Source organism: Marinicella sediminis (genome assembly GCF_002000055.1).
GTDB classification, from domain to species: Bacteria; Pseudomonadota; Gammaproteobacteria; order Xanthomonadales; family Marinicellaceae; genus Marinicella; species Marinicella sediminis.
Genome location: NZ_MVBD01000006.1, coordinates 218,303 through 238,564 on the forward strand (window position 1 = coordinate 218,303; position 20,262 = coordinate 238,564).

General features: G+C 46.0%; 18 protein-coding genes and 1 tRNA gene. 7 read left to right on the plus strand and 12 right to left on the minus strand.

The window, feature by feature from the left end; genetic code table 11:
* Nucleotides 1-118 precede the first annotated feature (118 nt).
* From B0475_RS10330 to rpmH, 12 genes are all read right to left on the minus strand, one after another.
* Complete coding sequence (locus B0475_RS10330) at nucleotides 119-646, minus strand: GNAT family N-acetyltransferase (RefSeq protein WP_077411764.1); 528 nt, start codon at nucleotides 644-646, stop codon at nucleotides 119-121.
* A gap of 15 nt (nucleotides 647-661) precedes the next feature.
* Entirely contained in the window at nucleotides 662-3,613 is a 2,952-nt protein-coding gene (locus B0475_RS10335) for an FG-GAP repeat domain-containing protein (RefSeq protein ID WP_077411765.1), read from the minus strand.
* Between the two features lie 66 nt (nucleotides 3,614-3,679).
* Nucleotides 3,680-4,216, minus strand: coding sequence for a hypothetical protein (locus B0475_RS10340; RefSeq protein ID WP_077411766.1), 537 nt, complete (start codon nucleotides 4,214-4,216; stop codon nucleotides 3,680-3,682).
* On the minus strand, nucleotides 4,213-4,788 hold the full coding sequence (locus B0475_RS10345) for a DNA-3-methyladenine glycosylase I (protein ID WP_077411767.1): 576 nt from the start codon (nucleotides 4,786-4,788) through the stop codon (nucleotides 4,213-4,215). Before B0475_RS10345 ends, B0475_RS10340 begins: the two co-directional genes overlap by 4 nt.
* A 3-nt stretch (nucleotides 4,789-4,791) precedes the next feature.
* Nucleotides 4,792-6,120: an MATE family efflux transporter gene (locus B0475_RS10350; RefSeq protein ID WP_077411768.1), complete on the minus strand. Its 1,329-nt coding sequence runs from the start codon at nucleotides 6,118-6,120 to the stop codon at nucleotides 4,792-4,794.
* Between the two features lie 107 nt (nucleotides 6,121-6,227).
* Nucleotides 6,228-6,548 (minus strand): hypothetical protein, encoded by a 321-nt coding sequence (locus B0475_RS10355; protein ID WP_077411769.1) that lies wholly within the window; start codon nucleotides 6,546-6,548, stop codon nucleotides 6,228-6,230.
* Between the two features lie 77 nt (nucleotides 6,549-6,625).
* Nucleotides 6,626-7,297, minus strand: coding sequence for a response regulator (locus tag B0475_RS10360; protein ID WP_077411770.1), 672 nt, complete (start codon nucleotides 7,295-7,297; stop codon nucleotides 6,626-6,628).
* Nucleotides 7,294-8,733 (minus strand): ATP-binding protein, encoded by a 1,440-nt coding sequence (locus B0475_RS10365; RefSeq protein ID WP_198538202.1) that lies wholly within the window; start codon nucleotides 8,731-8,733, stop codon nucleotides 7,294-7,296. The genes B0475_RS10360 and B0475_RS10365 overlap by 4 nt, the downstream gene beginning before the upstream one ends.
* 45 nt (nucleotides 8,734-8,778) lie before the next feature.
* Nucleotides 8,779-10,098 carry a tRNA uridine-5-carboxymethylaminomethyl(34) synthesis GTPase MnmE gene (mnmE, locus tag B0475_RS10370; RefSeq protein ID WP_077411772.1) on the minus strand — a complete coding sequence of 440 codons (1,320 nt, stop codon included), beginning with the start codon at nucleotides 10,096-10,098 and terminating at the stop codon, nucleotides 8,779-8,781.
* A 10-nt stretch (nucleotides 10,099-10,108) separates the two neighbouring features.
* On the minus strand, nucleotides 10,109-11,791 hold the full coding sequence (yidC, locus tag B0475_RS10375) for a membrane protein insertase YidC (RefSeq protein ID WP_077411773.1): 1,683 nt from the start codon (nucleotides 11,789-11,791) through the stop codon (nucleotides 10,109-10,111).
* Nucleotides 11,788-12,132: a ribonuclease P protein component gene (rnpA, locus tag B0475_RS10380; RefSeq protein WP_157892856.1), complete on the minus strand. Its 345-nt coding sequence runs from the start codon at nucleotides 12,130-12,132 to the stop codon at nucleotides 11,788-11,790. Before rnpA ends, yidC begins: the two co-directional genes overlap by 4 nt.
* A 23-nt stretch (nucleotides 12,133-12,155) precedes the next feature.
* Complete coding sequence (gene rpmH / locus B0475_RS10385; protein ID WP_449288551.1) at nucleotides 12,156-12,296, minus strand: 50S ribosomal protein L34; 141 nt, start codon at nucleotides 12,294-12,296, stop codon at nucleotides 12,156-12,158.
* Nucleotides 12,297-12,586: 290 nt separating this feature from the next.
* Between rpmH and dnaA the strand changes: the two genes are divergently transcribed.
* The 7 genes from dnaA (at nucleotide 12,587) to B0475_RS10420 (ending at nucleotide 20,230) form a co-directional block, all read left to right on the plus strand.
* Nucleotides 12,587-13,885 carry a chromosomal replication initiator protein DnaA gene (gene dnaA, locus B0475_RS10390; RefSeq protein ID WP_077411776.1) on the plus strand — a complete coding sequence of 433 codons (1,299 nt, stop codon included), beginning with the start codon at nucleotides 12,587-12,589 and terminating at the stop codon, nucleotides 13,883-13,885.
* A gap of 173 nt (nucleotides 13,886-14,058) precedes the next feature.
* Nucleotides 14,059-15,159: a DNA polymerase III subunit beta gene (gene dnaN, locus B0475_RS10395; protein ID WP_077411777.1), complete on the plus strand. Its 1,101-nt coding sequence runs from the start codon at nucleotides 14,059-14,061 to the stop codon at nucleotides 15,157-15,159.
* A 10-nt stretch (nucleotides 15,160-15,169) separates the two neighbouring features.
* Nucleotides 15,170-16,267: a DNA replication/repair protein RecF gene (recF, locus tag B0475_RS10400; RefSeq protein WP_077411778.1), complete on the plus strand. Its 1,098-nt coding sequence runs from the start codon at nucleotides 15,170-15,172 to the stop codon at nucleotides 16,265-16,267.
* An 84-nt stretch (nucleotides 16,268-16,351) separates the two neighbouring features.
* Nucleotides 16,352-18,733, plus strand: coding sequence for a DNA topoisomerase (ATP-hydrolyzing) subunit B (gene gyrB / locus B0475_RS10405; RefSeq protein ID WP_077411779.1), 2,382 nt, complete (start codon nucleotides 16,352-16,354; stop codon nucleotides 18,731-18,733).
* Between the two features lie 2 nt (nucleotides 18,734-18,735).
* Nucleotides 18,736-19,635, plus strand: a complete 900-nt coding sequence (grxD, locus tag B0475_RS18010; protein WP_077411780.1) for a Grx4 family monothiol glutaredoxin — start codon at nucleotides 18,736-18,738, stop codon at nucleotides 19,633-19,635.
* The gene (locus B0475_RS10415; RefSeq protein ID WP_077411781.1) at nucleotides 19,628-20,068 is read left to right on the plus strand and encodes a DUF3465 domain-containing protein; all 441 of its coding nucleotides are present in this window, start codon (nucleotides 19,628-19,630) and stop codon (nucleotides 20,066-20,068) included. Before grxD ends, B0475_RS10415 begins: the two co-directional genes overlap by 8 nt.
* Before the next feature lie 86 nt (nucleotides 20,069-20,154).
* Nucleotides 20,155-20,230: transfer RNA gene (locus tag B0475_RS10420), tRNA-Lys, on the plus strand.
* The last annotated feature ends 32 nt before the right edge of the window (nucleotides 20,231-20,262 follow it).

A 20,262-nucleotide genomic window follows, 5' to 3' on the forward strand; every position in this document is an offset into this window, starting at 1 on the left:
TCGTCTTCATCCCAAAAACAAAACACTTTCATCGGTTTTCCCAAAGCCAAAACCACAGTATGACGCTCAAATGTGGCCACAATCAGGCCATATCATGACAGCTTATGGCAATCCAGCATCAGTTGGTTTTTTCGGGTAGTTCAGTACTCAGGATCAAACTTTCAAAATCTTGACCGGGCAGGGTGGTGATGGCTTGTTTATGCAAACCAATTTTTTCCAGCACCCGGATGGAAGCCAGGTTATCCGGGTTGGTATAGGCCAAAATGACCGGACTGATTTGCTGGTCTGCAGCCCACTGCATGATCGCCTGACTGGCTTCGGTACAGTACCCACCGTTGCGATACGCTGGTAAGAATGCAAAACCAATGTCCGGCGGGTTGTCGGCATCACGTTTGACCAGGCCACAAATACCCAGTGGCTGCGGGTCATACTGCCTGGTTACCTTATACAGGCCATAGCCATGGGTCCGGTATGAATGGATCAGTTTGTCCTTTAAATAGCCCAGGGCATCATCCAGGGTATGCAGACCGCGGTCTCCAATGAATCGAATGCAGTCCGGGTCATTGAACAATTGATGGATGAACGCAACATCTCCGTCATCCAGTTCTGATAAATGTAAGCGCTTGGTAGAAATGATATGTGCCATGCTGCCTATTCTATGTTATTTGCAACGGTAGCGGTCAATTTGCGTCAATCGCTGCACTTCCAGACTGCCTGAGCTGAAGCCCTCAACGACCGGTTCCCAGCTGATCAGGGCCCGCTCATCATTCAACAACTCAAAACGCAGATCACCCCACAACAACTGACTGTTTTGTTCGCTGCTGTATTCGGGCGGAAACAATCCGCCCTGACCATACTGGGCGATCAAATCCACCACGCCGCCATTGATTTCACCCCTGGCCAACAGCCAGAATGGTTGCCCGTCTCGGTAAGTGTACCAGGTCAGTAAAAGGGTATCCTGTCCATCGGCTTCTATGACCTGTATCATGTAACCATGGCCATCCTGTTCTGGGTTATACCAGGAGCCTGTGTGACAGGTATTGATGGTTTTTTCGTTGAGATCGACGGGCTTAAGGGTGGTTAACCTGACCAACTCCATGCTGCCCTCACTGAAACCCTGAGGTGAGCCATCCCAGTTGACTTGCAGGGTGTTTTTTCCAGTCATGGTCAAATCCAGGCTGCCCCATAATGCTGTCTGCATGGCAGCAGGATCATGAGCTGAACCAAATTCCGGCCCACTGGTGATCGCCAGGTTCAGATTGGCGGTATTACCATCCAACACTCCGGCCCCTGATAACCACAGAGGCTGGCCCTGATCATAAACGTACCAGGATACCACCACCCCCGGCTGATTGTTGAACAGGATTTCCTCGATCAGAAAGCCATGACCATCCTGCTCAGGGTTATACCAATTCCCACTGAAGTCGATGTCGGTGCTGGTGTTGATGTAAACCACTTGCCCCTGTGCCTGATTACTGGCAATCACATCAACATCACCATCCTCATCCAAATCGACCAATAATTTTTCTGTCAATCCCCTGTTCAGGCCAGGCAATGGAACGCTGGTGTATCCTCCGTTTTGATCATTGATCAGTATATCGGGATTAAAATATGCCGTGAAATCCGCAAATCCATCCTGGTTTAAATCAGCCATTTGACCGGGGCTTGATTCTTCAGGGAAAGGCAGCGACCTGAGCACCAGTTCACCAGTCTGATTCTCAAATAATAAAGCAGTGGCCACCGGATTATATTGGTATTGAGAAACCAACACATCCAAATCACCATCGGCATCCGCATCATATGTGATCAATCCCCGCAACAACCGAAATGAAACAGGCAAAGCAGCCCGCCTGGATGCTGACAAATCAAAACCATTGAACTGCCATTCAACCAATGTCATTTCAGCTGAAGATTCATTGCCCTCGACTGTCAACAGTGTCGATTGACCTGTGTTATTGAGGTCAGCAAACACCGGAATCAACTGTTGTGAGAGTTGTTGACGCAGCTGCAGATTGCCTTCACCGTCATTCAAATATATATGCGTTTCTTCTGATGACAGGAAGCGTCTGAAATAGACCAGTAGATCCATATCACCATCACCATCCAGGTCTCCGGTGGCAATGTCAATCAATCGTTCCATCCCCATGTCTTCGACTGACATCTGAAAACCGCCTGTGCTGGTTTGAATGGCTGTCAAAAAGCCTGTTTCATGACTGGTGACCAAGTCGAGCAAACCATCTCCATTCAGGTCAACCGGTTCAACCAATCGACTTGCAGGAACACCTGTTTCACTGGGCTGTGCCAATGCAGTACGGCCATTTCCTGACTGGTAGGTCACCTGGCCGCCGTTAACCCTGATCAGGTCCTTATGGCCATCATTGTTGATGTCATCCCAGTGCATGTCACTGATCTCTCCAATCAGGGTTTGTGCGGTGTTATGCCGCTCATAGACCAATTGGTTGGGAAAAGTCAGTTGCCAACTACCGAATTGTCTTTTGCCGACAGCGAACACCTCAGGCTGTGATTCACCAGATTGGTCCAGCTGTTGCAGCTTCAGAGAAACTTCACCGGCTAAAACGGGGGATTCAGACACATCAAAGTAACCATTTTCATTACTGAGCAACAGGGTGTGCCCGGCTTCATTCACATGACTGATGAACACATCCAGTTGCTGATCACCATTGGTGTCCAAGAACACCGCATCTTTGACATCAGGCAACGCCGTTTCTGGTGGTGTTTTTGACAGGGTGAACGAACCATCTCCCTGGTTGATGGCCCGGGGATAACCCTGAGATTTGCCAAAACCTTGTACGTCTGTCAACCCATCCTGATTGATGTCCACAAAAAACACCTGACTGGAGTCATCCCGTTGATCTCCGGTATCTACCAGATTGAGGTTTTTGATGATGGGTTGCCGGATGAACTGTCCCTGTTGATCATTCAGATAAATATACAAATCTTCGCGCGCGCGCCACAGATCCATAAAGCCATCCTGGTTGTAATCAGCCACGTGTTCAAAAGCATCATAACTGCGCTGTGGAAAAAACAACTCCTGTGTTGAAAACTGTCCAAAGCCGTCATTCAGCAGATTGATCAATCGTGGCGGCCCTTCAAATAAATCAACCGATTTGACCACATCCACATCACCATCGTTATCGAGGTCAGCAGCAAAAAGTCTGACCTGTTCAAATGAGGTGTTCTGATCCACAAAATGGGTCTTGGTGGTAAAATTTCCAAAACCGTCATTGATCAGTAATTGATTTTCATTACTGACATTGGCATTGGACACCCAAATATCCAGATCACCATCCTGTTCAACGTCAATCAACAACAACGGTCTGATTTGTAACCGTCTGTTGGCCGAAAAAAATGCCGGGATTTGTGGCGTATTCGGGTAGGGTTTATAGTCACCAGTGATGGTTTTTTGAAGGATTTTCAAACCCTGTTGTGCAGTGGTTGCCATCACCACTTCGGGTACCCCATCTCCGTTCAAATCACCTGCGGTGAGCTGCACAACTTCTTCAGTCAGTGGGTAATGGTCATTGGCCTTCAACAGCGGTTGGGCATTGACCGGGACCAGCCAAACCAACAGCAATAAAATTCCCTTTTTCATTCAACATCTCCTTACTACTTATGTTTCAATCAATTCTATCACGTCCATTCTTTGATTATTGTTAAGTCAATCGGCAGGTTTCAATTGAGCCTGATAACGGGGTTTGCCATGGCGTTTCAGATCATAGGTCAGCACCTGATTATGCGGATCATAACTGAGCATCCAGACATTGGTGGCTGCGGCCGGAATCATGTCAGCGGTTGCTTCGTCTGCGGCAAAAAACTGTTGCCATCCTGTACCCTGATCGTTCGCCCAGCCGCCATAGTTGGTGATCTCATCCGGCGTACCATCATCATGCCGGTGATCATGTTTCAATAATAACCCCTGACGGCTTTTGCTGATCACCCAGGTGCGCGATTGATCATGACCCACTGCAAAGCGTATACGGATTTGATGTTGTTCACAGGACTGTATATTGGCTACCAGCAACTGTCCGGCAAAATCATGGTCGGGGTCTGTGGGAAAAGTGCTGTAACCCTCAAATACCTGGCCACAAAGGCTGGACAGATTGGTGAAAAAATCGTTCTGTTTTTTGACATGCGGCGGTTTGCTGCAGGCATTGAACAACAGGACTACAGCCATTAGGGCAATGAGGTTTTTCATGTTTTTTTCTCCTGGCGACAAAAACAATCCACCGTGTGGTCATTCACCAAACCAGTGGCTTGCATCAGCGCGTAACAAATGGTGGTTCCAACAAATTTAAAGCCCCGTTTTTTCAGGTCTTTACTTAAGGCATCGGACAAGGCGGTGCTGGCCGGCACCTCTGCCATGGTTTGCCAATGGTTGATGATGGGCTGGCCACCCACAAAAGCCCAAATGTAGTCATTGAAACTACCAAATTCTTCGCGAATTTTAATGAATGCCTGTGCATTGGTAACCGTGGATTTGATTTTCAGGGTATTGCGGATGATGGCCGGGTTATTTTTTAATTCAAGTTGTTGCTGTTCATCGAAAGCCGCCACCTGTTGATAATCAAAACCAGCAAAGGCGCTGCGGTATCCTTCACGTTTATGCAATATGGTGGTCCAGCTGAGACCAGCCTGGGCCCCTTCGAGGGTAATGAACTCAAACCAGGTCCGGTCATCATATACCGGGCGACCCCATTCCTCATCATGGTAAAGTTGATCCAGCTCTGAGGCATCGGCGGCCCAGCCGCAGCGAATTCGATCAATCATTGTTCACACCTCCACCGTTGACCATTTTCGGCCCTGCCACATGTGTACCATGGCCCAGGTGAAAATCAGGCGGTACATGATTTGCCCAATCCATATGGCTGTCAGACCCATGCCCAGATAAGGGCCCACCAACCATGCCAATGGTAAAAACAACAACCACTGCAAGGCAAATGAAATTTTCATGGTACTGGTGGTGTCACCGGCTCCGTTGATGGTATTAAATAACACGATCCCTATGCATTCCACCGCCAGTGAAAGTGCTGCCAGCTGTAATGGCAGTCGAGTTAACTCAATCACTGCAGGTTGGTCCGGTAAAAACAGCCCCAGCACCCAGTCAGGAAATAACCACACCGGCAACATCAATACAAAAGCTGTCAAGCATCCCAGCTTAACCGTGTCCCAACCCCACAAATGTGCCGCATCAATGTTCTTTTTACCCAGCGCCTGACCCACCAGGGTGGCTCCACCCAGGCCAAACCCCATGGCCGGCAACAAACCAACCAGCATGATGTTGATGATCACATTGGCCCCGGCCAGTTCTGCCGTACCCACCTGGCCAATGATCCAGTACAAAGCCGCGAAACCAGCAGCAAAAAAGAATTGCTGAACCGAGGAGGGAACGGACGTTTTGATCATTTGCTTAACCGTGACTTTGGTTGGCAAACTCTCTAGAAACCCATATCCTCGGGTGTGTTTCCAGGCACAGTAGAAATAATAAAACACCGCCAGGGTGATTGAAATACTGGTGCCCAAACCTGCACCGAAAGTACCCAGTGCCGGCATGCCCAGTTTGCCAAAAATCAACACATAGCTGATGATGATGTTACTGGTGTGTGCAAACAACAGTGCTTTGAGGTACACCTTGGTCATCTGAATGGCGCTCCAGTAGCCCCGAAAACTGAAATGCACAGCAAGCGAAATCAAACCCATGAAGCGGGCTTGTAAATATGGAGTGCCTTGTTCCATGACCAGAGGGTCAGGATTGAACCAGGCAATCAGATAGGGCGACAACACATACAACAACAACGTCATCGGTATGGCAGCCAACAGAATCAATAACAGAGCAGCGTTCAGCGGATAAGCCGCTTCTGCTTGTTTATCTTCACCAATGCGGCGGGAAACCATGGCCTGCACACCAGCACTCAGTCCCAACAAAAAAGCCACACACATGTAATTGAGAAAACCGCCCAAACCCACCGCTGCCAGAGCCGGTGCACCCAGCCTTCCGACCATGGCTGTGTCGACCAGGTTGAGGATGTTCTGCGACATCATCCCCCCAATGATGGGCAGCGACACTGCGAGGATGGCTTTGGACCGTTTATTATTGAGCATGAGGCTATGTTATTACATCTTTACATGGCTGGGCAGTCTTTTTTAGCAGACAAGAAAAACGCCACATGGTGTGGCGTTTTTGCAGAGAAGTATAAAAACAAATGGCTTCAGTAGCCTTTCTTTTGCTTGTGTTTTTTGTGTTTTTTCTCAGCCATATGCTTTTCTTTGGTGGCTCGCATGGCCAACAACTGTTCCATCTGATCAGCAGTCAGTACTTCAGCCATTTGGGCATCGTAGTCTGCAGCCAGTTGTTTTTTGTACGCCATCATTTTGTCTTGTTTGGCTTGCTTGATTTCTTTGACTTGCTGAACCTGAGCCTCGGTCAAACCCAACTCTTCTGTCCAACTGCTTTGCTTGTGATTTTTGTGGCCCGGACCTGCCACAGCAGCCACAGAAACCATCATCAGTAATACCATTAATTTTTTCATCTCAATACCTGTTAATTAGTTAAGGGACTTCTATGGTACTGATCGATTTTTCAAGAATTGTGCAAGAAACAAGGAAATCACCGACTTTCTTCGTACTTATAGCCACAACCGTAGATCGCATGAATCAATTCTTGCTCCGGCTGGATTATTTTCAACCTGGCACGCAGTTTTTTAATGTGGCTGTCAATGGTACGGTCAGAGACAATCCGACCATCATCATAAACTGCATCCATCAACTGACTGCGGGAAAAAACCCGGCTGGGTTGGGACATCATTTTCTCCAGCAAGCGGCACTCAACCATGGTCAGCTCAATCCGGGCATCGCCGCAGCTGACTTGTAATCGATCGGTGTTCAACTCAATCACAGCAGGCACGCATGGCTTGGCTTTCTGACGCAACCAAACTTTGACCCGGGCCACCAACTCCCTGGGGCTGTAGGGTTTACACACATAATCATTGGCACCAATCTCCAAACCCAGGATGCGGTCAATTTCATCAACCCTCGCTGTGGTCATGATGATGGGCACATCTGATGTTTTGCGGATATCACGGCAAATGTCCATACCATTTTTTCCTGGCAACATGATGTCCAGTAATACCACGTCCACCATGTGTTGCTGAATAAACGGTTCCACTTCATCTCCATGATGAATCAGGTCCACCTGCCATTGCTCCTGTTGCAGGTAGTCCTTCAATAAGTTGGCCAGGTCTTCCTGGTCCTCCACCACCAGAATGCGGGCGTTTTTCATACCCTGGCCAGCCTGATTTCAATATGAACCCCACCCAGGGATGAGGATGACGCTGTGATTTGTCCGTTGTGGGCTTTGACAATGTTGGCTGCAATCGCCAGGCCCAGGCCTGAACCACCGGATTTTTTATTGCGAGAAGACTCTTTGCGGTACAAGCGATCAAACATCCGGTTCATTTGTTCTGCATCAAGACCCGGTTTGGAGTCTTCAATCACCACCACATACTCAGTCGTTTCACGGGTCAACGACACAAGCACAATTCCCCCTTCGTCGGTGTACAACATGGCATTATTCAGGATGTTATAAAACAACTGACACAAGCGGTTATCATCGCCGAGAATCTGGTGTGGGCGGTCATCAAAATTGAACTTACAACTGATCGACTTTTTCTCAAAAGCCAATTTGAAGGCATTCACCGCTCGCTTCAGCACGGTCAATACATCCACTGACTTCATTTCATAACGCATGGTACCCAGGTCTGAAAGACTCAATTCATATAAGTCATTGACCAGGTGATTCAGGGTGGTGATCTGATGATGCAAAATTCCCAGCGTTTTTTCATCCGCTTGATGAATACCGTCCTGAATGGCTTCAATTTGAGCCAGGGTAACAGCCAATGGCGTGCGCAATTCATGGGCAATGTCGGCCATCATGTTTTTTTGCGACGTGGCATTGGATTCCAGGGTTTTTACCAAATGGTTAAAGTGATTTGATAACTGTCCCAGCTCATCATTGCGCCTGATGTTTGAACGCACGCTGAAATCACCCGCGGCCGCTTGTTGTGTGGCACTGGTTAATTGTTGAATGGGTCGGGTGAAGTATCTGGCGATGGGTAAAGTCAGCAACAAGGAAGTCACTGCCATGATCCCGACCATAATCAACAACAGTTTCTGAATGCCTTCATTGAATTGGCGGTCTTCTTCAGCATATATTCCTTTGTTGCTTTGAGTGACCAGAAATCCAACCAGTTCATCATCACTGACGATTTTCATATAGTGATGGTTGTCTTTATCCCATTCAATCGAGCCCACCACTTTTACTTTGTTGGCATCGTAGACAGAATAATTTGGCAACATCCGCTTCATGGTGTACTTAGCTTGTTGTTTCTGGTGGTGCGGCGGTGGTGGTTTATTGTGACCTTTTGAAGCGCGGTGGGGTGGTGGTTTTTTGTCAGTGACTTTGAAAGCCGAATGAAAAATCATCTCTTTCCAGGCTGCCGGGTCATTGCGCAAGGTGTCCCAACTACCTTCCGTACTGTAATGATCTGCCAACAGCTGTATGGTTTTTTGGTTAAACCGGTATTCCTGGGATTTTTTGTAGCGGTCAAAGCCACGATCAATACCAAAACGCATCATCAAAGCCATGGAGAAGACCACCAATAAAGTGATCATCAACAACAACACAAAGATTTTATTTCTGATTGAACCGGTTTTCATAAACCGCATCTTGCCACATAATCGTGCAAAAAATGTGATTGGATATTATTTGCCGATACAAAAACTGGAAAAAATCTCACCCAACAGATCATCCGAGCTGAAATCGCCAGTGATTTCATTCAATGCGTGTTGTGCCAGGCGCAATTCTTCGGCGGACAACTCTCCCTGGTTATGCGCCAGCTGTTGTTCAGCCTGATCGATGTGATGCTGGGTTAATTTCAGCTGTTCAACATGTCGAGTTCTGGCGGTGAAGGTGGTTTCATTGAGCACGCCCAGGCGGGTATGATCTGTGATCGCTTGTCGCAGTTCTTCTATTCCAGTCTGGGTTTTCGCAGATACCCTGATGATGCCATTGAGTGACTGGTTTGCCGGGTGAAGCACATCACATTTATTGATGATATGCAGGGTATTGGCTTCCTGTTTCAGGGTTTCAGTAATCGCTTGTGAACCATCCATAACATGCAACACCAGATCGGCTGATTCTTTCATCTTCAGCGCCCGGTCGATTCCCTGCTGTTCAATCGGGTTGTCGGTTTCATGAATGCCGGCGGTGTCGATCAGCCGCACCGGGATACCAGCAATCACCACATCCTCTTTGACCACATCACGGGTGGTTCCGGCCACTTCTGAAATGATCGCCGTGTCTTCTTCTGTCAAACAATTGAGCAATGATGATTTGCCGGCATTGGGTTTGCCCACGATGGCTATGCTGATACCTTGACTTAAAACCACACCACTCTGGGTTTTTCGCAAGGTATCGCGCATGGCTTCATTCAATTGACTCAACTGATCACGCAAGTGCTGATCAGAAAGGAAATCGATTTCTTCTTCCGGAAAATCAATCGCTGACTCCACCCACACCCGGGTTTCAATCAGCAAGCCTAACAACTCGTTGATGTGCGCTGAAAAAGCCCCTTGAAGTGAGCGTTGAGCCGCCAGTACAGCCTGTTCTGAGCCACTGCTGATAACATCTGCAATCGCTTCGGCCTGAACCAGATCAATTTTATCATTGTGAAATGCCCGTTCAGAGAACTCGCCGGGACGGGCCATCCGGGCACCAAGTGCCAGAACTTCATTGAGCAGCATGTGCATCACCACATGGCCACCATGACCTTGCAGTTCAATCACATCTTCTCCGGTAAAGGATGCCGGCGCGGCAAAATACAACAACAATCCTGAGTCTATGGTTTGTTGATGGGTGTTTTTAAAATGAGCAAAATGAGCAAATCGGGGTTTAAGGTCACCCAGACCGGAGATGGCCTGAGCTATGGTTGTGGCTTCGGTGCCGGAAATACGAATGATGCCAACACCACCGCTGCCTGCCGGAGTGGCAATGGCAGCAATGGTGTCAGCAGATACGGTCATCGGAAATTGCTTATTTAACGGAGTCCTGCTCGTCAATGCGTTTGGTGATCACCCATTGTTGTGCCAGTGACAATACCGAGTTCACCGCCCAGTAAAGCACCAGACCAGACTGGAAGAAAGCAAACAACACTGAGAACGCCACAGGCATAAACTTCATGATCTTTTGTTGCATTGGATCCATGCCCGGAGTCGGTGACAGTCGCTGGGTCATGATCATCGCCGCCGCATTGATTGCCGGCAACACAAAGTACGGATCTGGGGTTGACAGGTCCTGCAGCCACAAAATAAATGGTGCCTGACGCAATTCCACCGATTCCAGCAGCACCCAGTAAAGGGCAATAAACACCGGAATCTGAACCAGAATAGGTAAACATCCACCCAACGGATTGACCTTTTCCTTTTGATAAAGGCCCATCATTTCCTGATTGAATTTCTGCTTGTCGTCTTTGTAACGCTCTTTCAAAGTCGCAATTCTGGGTTGCAATTTACGCATCCTGGCCATGGACTTGTACTGCGCTTCAGACAGTTTAAAGAACAACAGTTTGATCAGTACAGTGAGCAATACGATAGACCAGCCCCAGTTTCCAACCCAACCATGGATTTTCTCCAGTACCCAAAACAGTGGTTTGGATATCGCTGTGAACACACCATAATCTACCGTCAGGTCCAGACCACGTGCCACTGCGGGTAATTGTTTCTGTAATTTTGGTCCCACATACCAACTGGAATTAAATTCTGCGGTGCCATTGGCGTTCACCATTTGTGCCGGAGTCACCATGCGAACACGGTATGGGTGGGTGCTGTTGGCATTGTATTGCGTCTGGATGTCAGCCTGTGCACTTGAGGGTATGATGCCGGCAAAGAAGTAATGCTGTACCATGGCCACCCAGTTGCCTTCACCCAACTTACGTACCAGTGATTCATCACGCATGTCTTCAAAACTGACCGTGTCATAACCATTCTCGGTATCAAAGAATCCCACACCTTTGAATGAATAACGACTGGCATCGGTGAAAGAGGGGTCCTTGCCATTCCAGGGATTATTGCGCTGCAATTGCTGGTACTCACTCATCAACCAATTATCACTGGATTGATTGATCACTGTTTGTCGTTGTTTGATTTCATAACTGGCCGGATCAATGGTATAGGTTTTGATCAACTGACCTTCTGGCTTTTGATGGGTAAAAGTGATTTCAGTGACTTGATCGGTAACCGTAACCTGAGGTGTGTTGGTGGTATAAAGATCATTGTGAGTAAAATTAACACTTTGACTCACCAGTCCGGCTTCTGCTTTAAAAAACTGTTCCTGGTAATCCATCAGAATGATGTTTTTCGCTTCATTTTTCTTCAATGGATACGCTTTGAGTTCTGCGTAAACCAATGCGGCTCCTTGTTCCGAAAACTGTAATTTCAACAGGGGCGTTTCAACCGTACTGATGATGTTGGTATTGGTCGGTCCAGTCACTGAAGGCACATCCTGTTGACCGGTGATGCTCGGCTGGGGAATGTCCTGATCCTGTGTGGTTTGACTGACCGCAGGAACATCATCCATGACTGTGGTATTAACCGCAGGACTTACTGCCGTCTGGTCAGCTGCCTGACTGACTGGTTGACCATAATCTTTGTTCCATTGAATGTACAACATGAAACCCATGAACATGAGGGTAATCAGGTATAAATTTTTATTATTCATCGACGATTCTCGGTTTGTTGCCAGAGTTGATTGAGGCTGGAATTAAGCTGTTGGTTACTGGCCTGGGCTGCGCCAGGTTTTGCCATCACCACATAATCAGCCATCCTGAGGTTTGACTGGGTGCGGAAGGTTTCCCGGATCAGGCGCTTGATGCGGTTTCTTTTGACTGCTGATTTGTGTACTTTCTTGGAAACCATCAGTCCCACACGGGCCATGTTTGCCCCCTGCGTGAAATGCACCAATATGGTGAAGTGTTTGTTGTGTATTCTTTTTGACTTACTAAAAACCCGACTGTAGTCAAGTCGGGTTAGTAATCTTTTGCCTTTTGGGAAATGTTCCAAGGCACACCTGATTAAACGTGGCTTCAGGCAGCCAGTCTTTTTCTGCCTTTGGCACGACGGGCATTGATTACCGCACGGCCACCAGCGGTTTTCATACGAGCACGGAAACCATGGGTTCTGGCTCTTTTCAAATTACTTGGTTGAAATGTTCTTTTCATGATAATTACCTGTTTTTTTAACGCGTTAGGTATGCATCTTGCACACCCTTAAAAAGGTCGAGCATCATACTGTTTTTTCAATTAATTTTCAAGCGCTTTTTTGCTTGTTATGAAGTTGCCGATGATTTCATTGGTATTTATGACCCATTTCTGGTATTTTCATTGTCTGTCTTTGACACCATGACCCCCTTATCAGGCCTACAGACTGCACTGATTTGTGCAGCGTATTATATGGGCACAAAGGGTTTTTCTTGGTATACTTTAACGCCTTTTTTTAAGCTGGATAACGAATCAATATGTGGGAGCATTGTCTCAAACGACTGGAAGCAGAAATTGCCAAGAATGAGATATTGCTGTGGATCAGACCGCTGGAAATTTCCATCGATGATGAACACGTCACCCTGATGGCTTCCAATGATGTGGTCCTGGAGAAAGTTCAGAGTCGTTATCTCAAGTACATTCTGGCGGCCATCAAAGAAGTTTTTGGCCAACAGTTTTCAGCTTCTATTAAGTTGCATCAACCGGTGGCTCATCATCCGGTGGTTGAAAACAAACCACAAAATAATCATCAGATCCCTTCCAATCTGGACAGCCGCTTCGTTTTTGACACCTTTATTGAAGGACGCTCGAACACCATCGCATTGGCAGCTGCTTTGCAAACTGCACAAACGCCCAACCCAGAATTCAATCCTTTGTTGTTATATGGCAGCACCGGTTTAGGTAAGACCCATTTGCTGCACTCAATTGGTAACGAAATTCTGAAAAACAATCCCGATGAAGTGGTCTGCTACCTGCATTCTGAAATCTATGTGAATGAAATGGTCAAAGCCATTCAACAAAAGTCCATGGAGCTGTTCAAACAAAAATACCGTTCAGTAACCACCTTGTTGATTGATGACATTCAGTTTTTCGCCCGCAAGGAACGTACCCAGGAAGAATTTTTTCACACCTTTAATTACCTTTTGGAAGGTCAGAAAAGGGTGATCATCACCTGTGACCGATATCCCAAGGAAGTCAACGGCCTGGAGTCCCGGCTTAAATCTCGTTTGGGTTGGGGTATTGTGGTACCCATTGACCCCCCTGACTATGAAACACGGGTAGCCATCCTCAAAGAAAAAGCCAAACATCTGGGGTTCACCCTGCAGGACGAAGTCGCTTTTTACATTGCCAAACAATTGAACTCCAACATCAGGGAACTCGAAGGCGCTCTGAGTACCCTGAAAGCCAATGCTTTTTTCACGGGTAAGAAAATTGATCTGGATTACACCAAACAGATACTCAAGGAACTGTTCAAAGTGAATCACCAGATTGTCTCAGTGGAAAACATACAAAAGGTCACAGCACAGTATTACAATGTAAAATTATCAGAGTTGCTGGGTAAAAGCCGAAAACGCTCAATCGTCAGGCCCAGGCAACTGGCCATGTTCCTGGCCAAAGACCTGACCGACAAAAGCTATCCCGAAATAGGGGAGTTGTTTGGCGGCCGTGATCACACCACAGTTCTGCATGCTTATAAAAAAGTGGCCGAGTTACTGGGTGAAAACAATGACCTCAATGAGGACAAACAAAAGATTGTGAATAAACTGACTGAATAAGTCTGAATATCTTGTGGATAACTTGTGAACAGCTTAAACTTGCTATTTCACCCACAAGTTATCCACAGGTAAATCGAGTAGATTTGCTTAAATAAACTGTTTAATATCAAAAGGATACAGATATATCCAAGAAGATATTCAACACTATAATAACTATTTTTATATATAATACTATGTTATTTAATATCCAGAGAGAAACCCTGTTGGCCCCCTTAACTCAAATCTGTGGTGTGGTCGAAAAGAAAGGTACTTTACCTGTTCTGAGTAATGTATTACTTAAGTTAGATGATGATCAATTGTTGCTGACAACCAGTGACCTTGATGTTGAAATGCGATCAGAATGTGTGGTTGATGCCCAGTCACCTGGTGAAGTCACTGTTCCTGCGCAGAAGTTCCTGGATATATGTAAAGCCCTGCCGGATGGTTCGATCCTGACATTCGCTTACGATTCAGGTCAATGTCTGATTACCTCCGGTGACAGTCGGTTCAGTTTAAGTACATTATCTGCACAGGAGTTTCCACTGATTGATGACATGGAAAGTTATCAACCTGTCACCATGGGTGCTGTCGATTTACAGCGCATGCTGAAGCAGACTGTTTTTTGTATGGCAGTTCAGGATGTTCGTTACTTCCTCAATGGACTGTTGTTTGAAGTGCTGAATAACAAGCTGCGTTGTGTTTCAGCAGATGGTCATCGTCTGGCTTTATCAGAATGTGATTATGTCAATGAAATTGGTTTGAATAAACAAGTGTTGATTCCACGCAAAGGGGTGCTGGAATTACAAAAGATGATTCGTGACCTGGACCAGGAAATCACCATTAACATTGGCCGTAATCATGTGAAAATTGACATTGATAACCTCACCATGACATCCAAGTTAATTGATGGGAAGTTTCCTGATTATGAATCAGTCATCCCATTGGACATGGAAAATAATTTCATTGCAGATCGTGAAGAACTTCGACAGGCCTTACAACGGGTGGCTATCCTGTCAAATGAACAATACAAAGGCGTCAAATTTAAAATCACCGCCAACAAGCTGGAGATCATCGGTCACAACCCCGATCAGGAACAAGCGGAAGACATCATCAATGTCAGAACCGACATAGAAAACATTGAAACTGCGTTCAATGTCAATTACATTCTCGATGCGACACAAGCCATCAACGAAAAAGACATTCAGTTCAGTTTTAAGGAAGCATTGTCCAGTTGTCTTATCAAACACCCTGACCGGGCTGATTGCCGTTTGGTGGTGATGCCTTTGCGTATCTAGCCACTGACCGGTGTTCATCAAACAACTCAAACTCAACGGCTTTCGTTGTTATGATGCCGTAGAGTTGTCTTTTCAGCGCCGGATCAATGTGTTCTGTGGCAGTAATGGTGTAGGCAAAACTTCAGTTTTGGAAGCCATATATTGGTTATCTACAGGGAAATCATTTCGCAGCAAACGCAATAAACCGCTGATCCAACACCAACAAACCGAATTCACTGTGTTCTCACAACTGGCAGATGAAGATGAACATATCAGCCATTCACTGGGAATCAGCTTTAACAGCAAAAATAAAAAACAAATAAAACTCAATCATTCACACATCAACCAACAAAGTGAGATTGCTCACCTGGTTCCAGTGGTGTCCATTGACCCTGATTCATATTTGTTTCTGGATAAACCCCCACAATTCAGAAGATCTTTCTTGGATTGGTTGGTGTTTCACGTGAAACATGAATACCTATCGGTGTGGTCTCAGACCAGCCGTTGCCAGAAACAACTCAATGCATTGTATAAAGAAAAGCAACACCAGCAACTCGGTCAGTGGGAATCCCAATATCTGAAATACGCATCACAACTTAATCACCTTCGTTCTGAAGTATTTACCATGTTGGAACAACGGGTCCATCATTATATTTCCAGATTGATACCAGAGCTCAGTGACTTGGTGTTGACATTTTTTCAAGGTTGGAACAAAGACTTTAGCCTGGAAGAGGTCATCAATCGTGAACGGGAAAAAAACCTGATGTATGGCAATCTGAATTCAGGCATACATAAAATGGACATCAAGGCCAAAATGCACCACAGTCTGGCTCATGATGTTTTATCCCGTGGTCAGAAAAAACTCATTTCCATCACCTTCTATTTAAGCTTTATTGATTTACTCAGTGAGTTTGCCAGTCATTTACCGGTGATTTGTATAGATGATATGGATGCTGAGTTGGATGGTGATAAAACCAAAATCCTTTGTGATTTCATCAACCAGAGTCCACATCAGGTGTTTATCACCACGGTTGATCACAAACGGATTACCAGTCAACTCAGTGATGTTGATGTGTTTCACGTGAAACATGATGGTGTGATACAAACCGCAAATGGCATGACGCAATAAGCTGAATACAGGTTGATCAGGGTGGTTTTTTAATGCCTGAAAGCTGGTATAATAGGTTGTTTTATTTGGGACACAGATGGCTCTATGAGTGAAAATTACGATTCGTCGAACATCAAGGTATTGAAAGGATTGGATGCAGTCAGAAAGCGTCCTGGCATGTATATTGGAGATACAGATGATGGCACCGGTTTACACCACATGGTTTTTGAGGTGGTTGATAACTCCATCGATGAGGCCTTGGCCGGGCACTGCGACACCATCAAAGTGGTCATCAATGCCGATGGCAGTGTCACCATATCTGACAACGGCCGTGGCATACCGACAGATCAGCATGAAGAAGGTAAGTCGGCAGCTGAAGTGATCATGACTGTGTTGCATGCTGGTGGTAAATTTGATGACAATTCATACAAGGTCTCAGGTGGATTGCATGGTGTGGGTGTCTCTGTGGTGAATGCATTGAGTGTTGAGTTGGATCTTGAAATCCATCGCAATGGTAATGTGTATCAACAATCATATGTCATGGGAGAGCCACAAAAAGACCTGGCGGTGGTTGGCACCACTGATGTGACCGGTACAAAAGTGCGGTTTAAACCTTCAACAGAAATCTTTTCTGATGTTGAATTTCATTTTGATATCCTTGCCAAAAGATTGCGGGAATTGTCTTTCCTGAACTCAGGAGTGCGCATTGATCTGAAAGATGAACGCACCGGTGAAGAAAAAAACTTTGAGTACGAAGGCGGCATTGCTTCATTTGTTCATTATCTGGCGGAACGGAAAACTCCATTACATGATTCTGTGGTGCACTTTCAAAGTGAACAGGAAGACGGAACAGCTGTTGAAGTGGCGATGCAATGGACTGACTCATATCGGGAAACAGTTTTTTGTTTCACCAATAACATCCCACAAAAAGACGGTGGTACTCACCTGGCTGGCTTCCGCGGTGCTTTGACCCGAACCATCAATAATTTCATCAATCAAAACTCCAAAAAGAAAATTTCTATGCAGGGTGAAGATTGTCGTGAAGGTCTGATTGCTGTCATTTCTGTTAAGTCACCAGATCCCAAGTTTTCTTCACAAACCAAAGACAAACTGGTTTCCTCTGAAATCAAAGGCGTGGTTGAAAGTACTGTGGGTGAACGGTTGTCAGATTTCCTGTTGGAAAATCCTGGTGAAGCTAAGATATTGACCGATAAAGTCATGGATGCATCCAGGGCCCGTGAAGCGGCCCGTAAGGCCAGAGAAATGACCCGTCGTAAGGATGCACTGGATATTGCTGGTTTACCTGGTAAGCTGGCTGATTGTCAGGAAAAAGACCCGACCTTGTCCGAAATATTCCTGGTGGAGGGTGACTCTGCTGGTGGTTCTGCCAAACAGGGCCGGAATCGGAAAAATCAAGCGATCTTGCCATTAAAAGGTAAAATCCTGAATGTGGAAAAAGCCCGTTTTGATAAGATGCTGTCATCAGCTGAGGTGGGTACTCTAATCACTGCACTGGGTTGTGGGATTGGCCAGCATGATTTTGATCCAGATAAATTGCGTTACCACAAAGTGATCATCATGACGGATGCCGATGTCGATGGATCACACATCAGAACTTTGTTACTGACATTTATGTACCGGCAAATGCCAGAGCTCATTGAACGGGGTCACATTTACATTGGTCAGCCACCACTGTATAAAGTGAAAAAAGGCAAACAAGAAACCTATCTGAAAGACGATGATGAAATGAATGAGTTTTTATTGAACCGTTCATTGGATGACGTGGAATTGAAGTATCAGGAAGATCTGCCACCCATGACAGGAGATGTGTTGTATCGTTTGATTAAGCAACAAGTACATGTGAAATCTGTGATTGAACGCCTGAGTTTATTGTACGATCGCAAAGTCATCGACCAGCTGTTGAACTTGCCCAAGGTTAATTTGGCCGAACAAATGGTTAATGATGAATGGATCAGTCAGGCTGAGGAGCTGATGAATCAAAATAATCGCCTGGGTGTGAGTTGGAAGGTGGAACAGGACAATGAACTGCAAGCCCTGGTTTTTGAGAAGAATGGCAATGGTCTGATTGAAAAAACCACATTAGGCCACATCTTCTTTGCTTCTAATGATTATCAGCAAATGATGGAAATCGCAGAACAAAACCAAGATTTTCTACAAGGTGATGCGGTTTTAACCAAAGGTGATAATGTTATTGGAATCAACAGTTTAAGTGATGTCTTGGAATACCTGCTGAGTGTAGCTAAAAAAGGCCTGACGATCAGTCGGTTCAAGGGTCTGGGTGAAATGAATCCCGATCAATTATGGGAAACCACCATGAACCCTGAAAGCCGCAGATTATTGCAGGTAACCATAGAAGACGCGGTATCTGCTGACACTGTATTTTCCACCCTGATGGGAGATGTGGTTGAACCCAGGCGGCAGTTTATTGAAGAAAACGCATTGAATGCCAGTAATTTGGATGTATAAAAATGAATGACCAAACGACCCACAGAATAGAGCAGATGCTGGATGAAAATCCGGTCTTTTTATTCATGAAAGGAACCCCACAGACCCCCATGTGTGGATTTTCCAGCAATACTGTAAAAATCCTTAAAGACCTCATTGGTGATGGTTTTTCCTCATTCAATGTTTTGGATGATCCGGAGATCAGAGAAGGCATCAAAGCCTATGGTCAATGGCCCACAATTCCACAGCTTTACGTGAATAAGGAATTGATAGGCGGTAATGACATCATTTCTGAGATGTTCAACACCGGAGAGCTACACAGTTTATTAAATCTTCCACAACCAGACAGAACACCACCGGTCATCACCATCAGTGATGAAGCCCTGAATCACATCAAAGAGGGCCTCAAAGACATGGGTGACCATCAACTGTTTCTTTCTGTTGATGATGACTTCAACACCCGATTCAGTCTGGAAATGCCTAAAGGCTATGAAATAGTTGCTGATGTGGGCGATTTGAAAGTCTATATGGACATTGGTACAGCCCGTCGGGCCAACGGTGTCGAAATCAGTTGGGTGGATGAGCTGCAGGGATCAGGTTTACGCATTAAAAACCCCAATGAACCACCTGCGGTTCAAGATTTATCGGTAGCCGAATTGCAGGACTGGTTGGATACCGATGTCGAAGACCCCAAAATTTATGATGTCAGATCAGCCGATAAATTTGCTGAAGGCAGTGTAGATCAGGCCGTCAGACTGGATAAAGAAAGCATCCAGGACATCGAGGGCATGTCAAAAGACACGCCATTGGTGTTTGTTTGCCAGGTCGGTCAATCATCCATGTCTGCTGCTGAGTATTTCCGCAAAAAAGGCTTTACCAAAGTGTTCAATCTGACCGGTGGATACAACGCCTGGAATGGTTGATCATGTCATCAAAAAAATAACTCAAAAACGCCTGTTGTCAGGCGTTTTTTTGTTGTTGATCATTTTCACGCTCAGTGAACGGGTCGTTCAGGATAATGATCCCGCAAAAGGCACCTCAATCAACTCATTGTTTGTTGAACAAGCAGTCAAAACATGGGTGGAATTTGAGGCCCGTGTGAAGCGTCTCCTGAGCGATGATGATGAAGGTTCAAGGCACCAAAGATTCATAGTCAATACCGATGGCATAACGGTATTGATTGCGCATAACATTGACCTGGCTCCAAGGGTTCCGGTGAGGCCGGGTGATCTGATTAAGGTCAGGGGCAGGTATGAATGGAATGCTCAGGGAGGGGTGGTTCACTGGACCCACCATGACCCCCAAAACAACATGCCTGGTGGTTGGATTCAGCACCACAAAAAAAAATATAAATAAGCCTGAAAAGTGCTTGCCTAATTGAATGAATTATTTTATCATGGCGCACCTCGAAACGATCAGGTTTCACATCCATTGTTTCAAATGGGTCGTTAGCTCAGCTGGTAGAGCAGTGGACTTTTAATCCATTGGTCATAGGTTCGAATCCTATACGACCCACCATCTTCTCAAAACATCATCCCCAGAAACTTCCT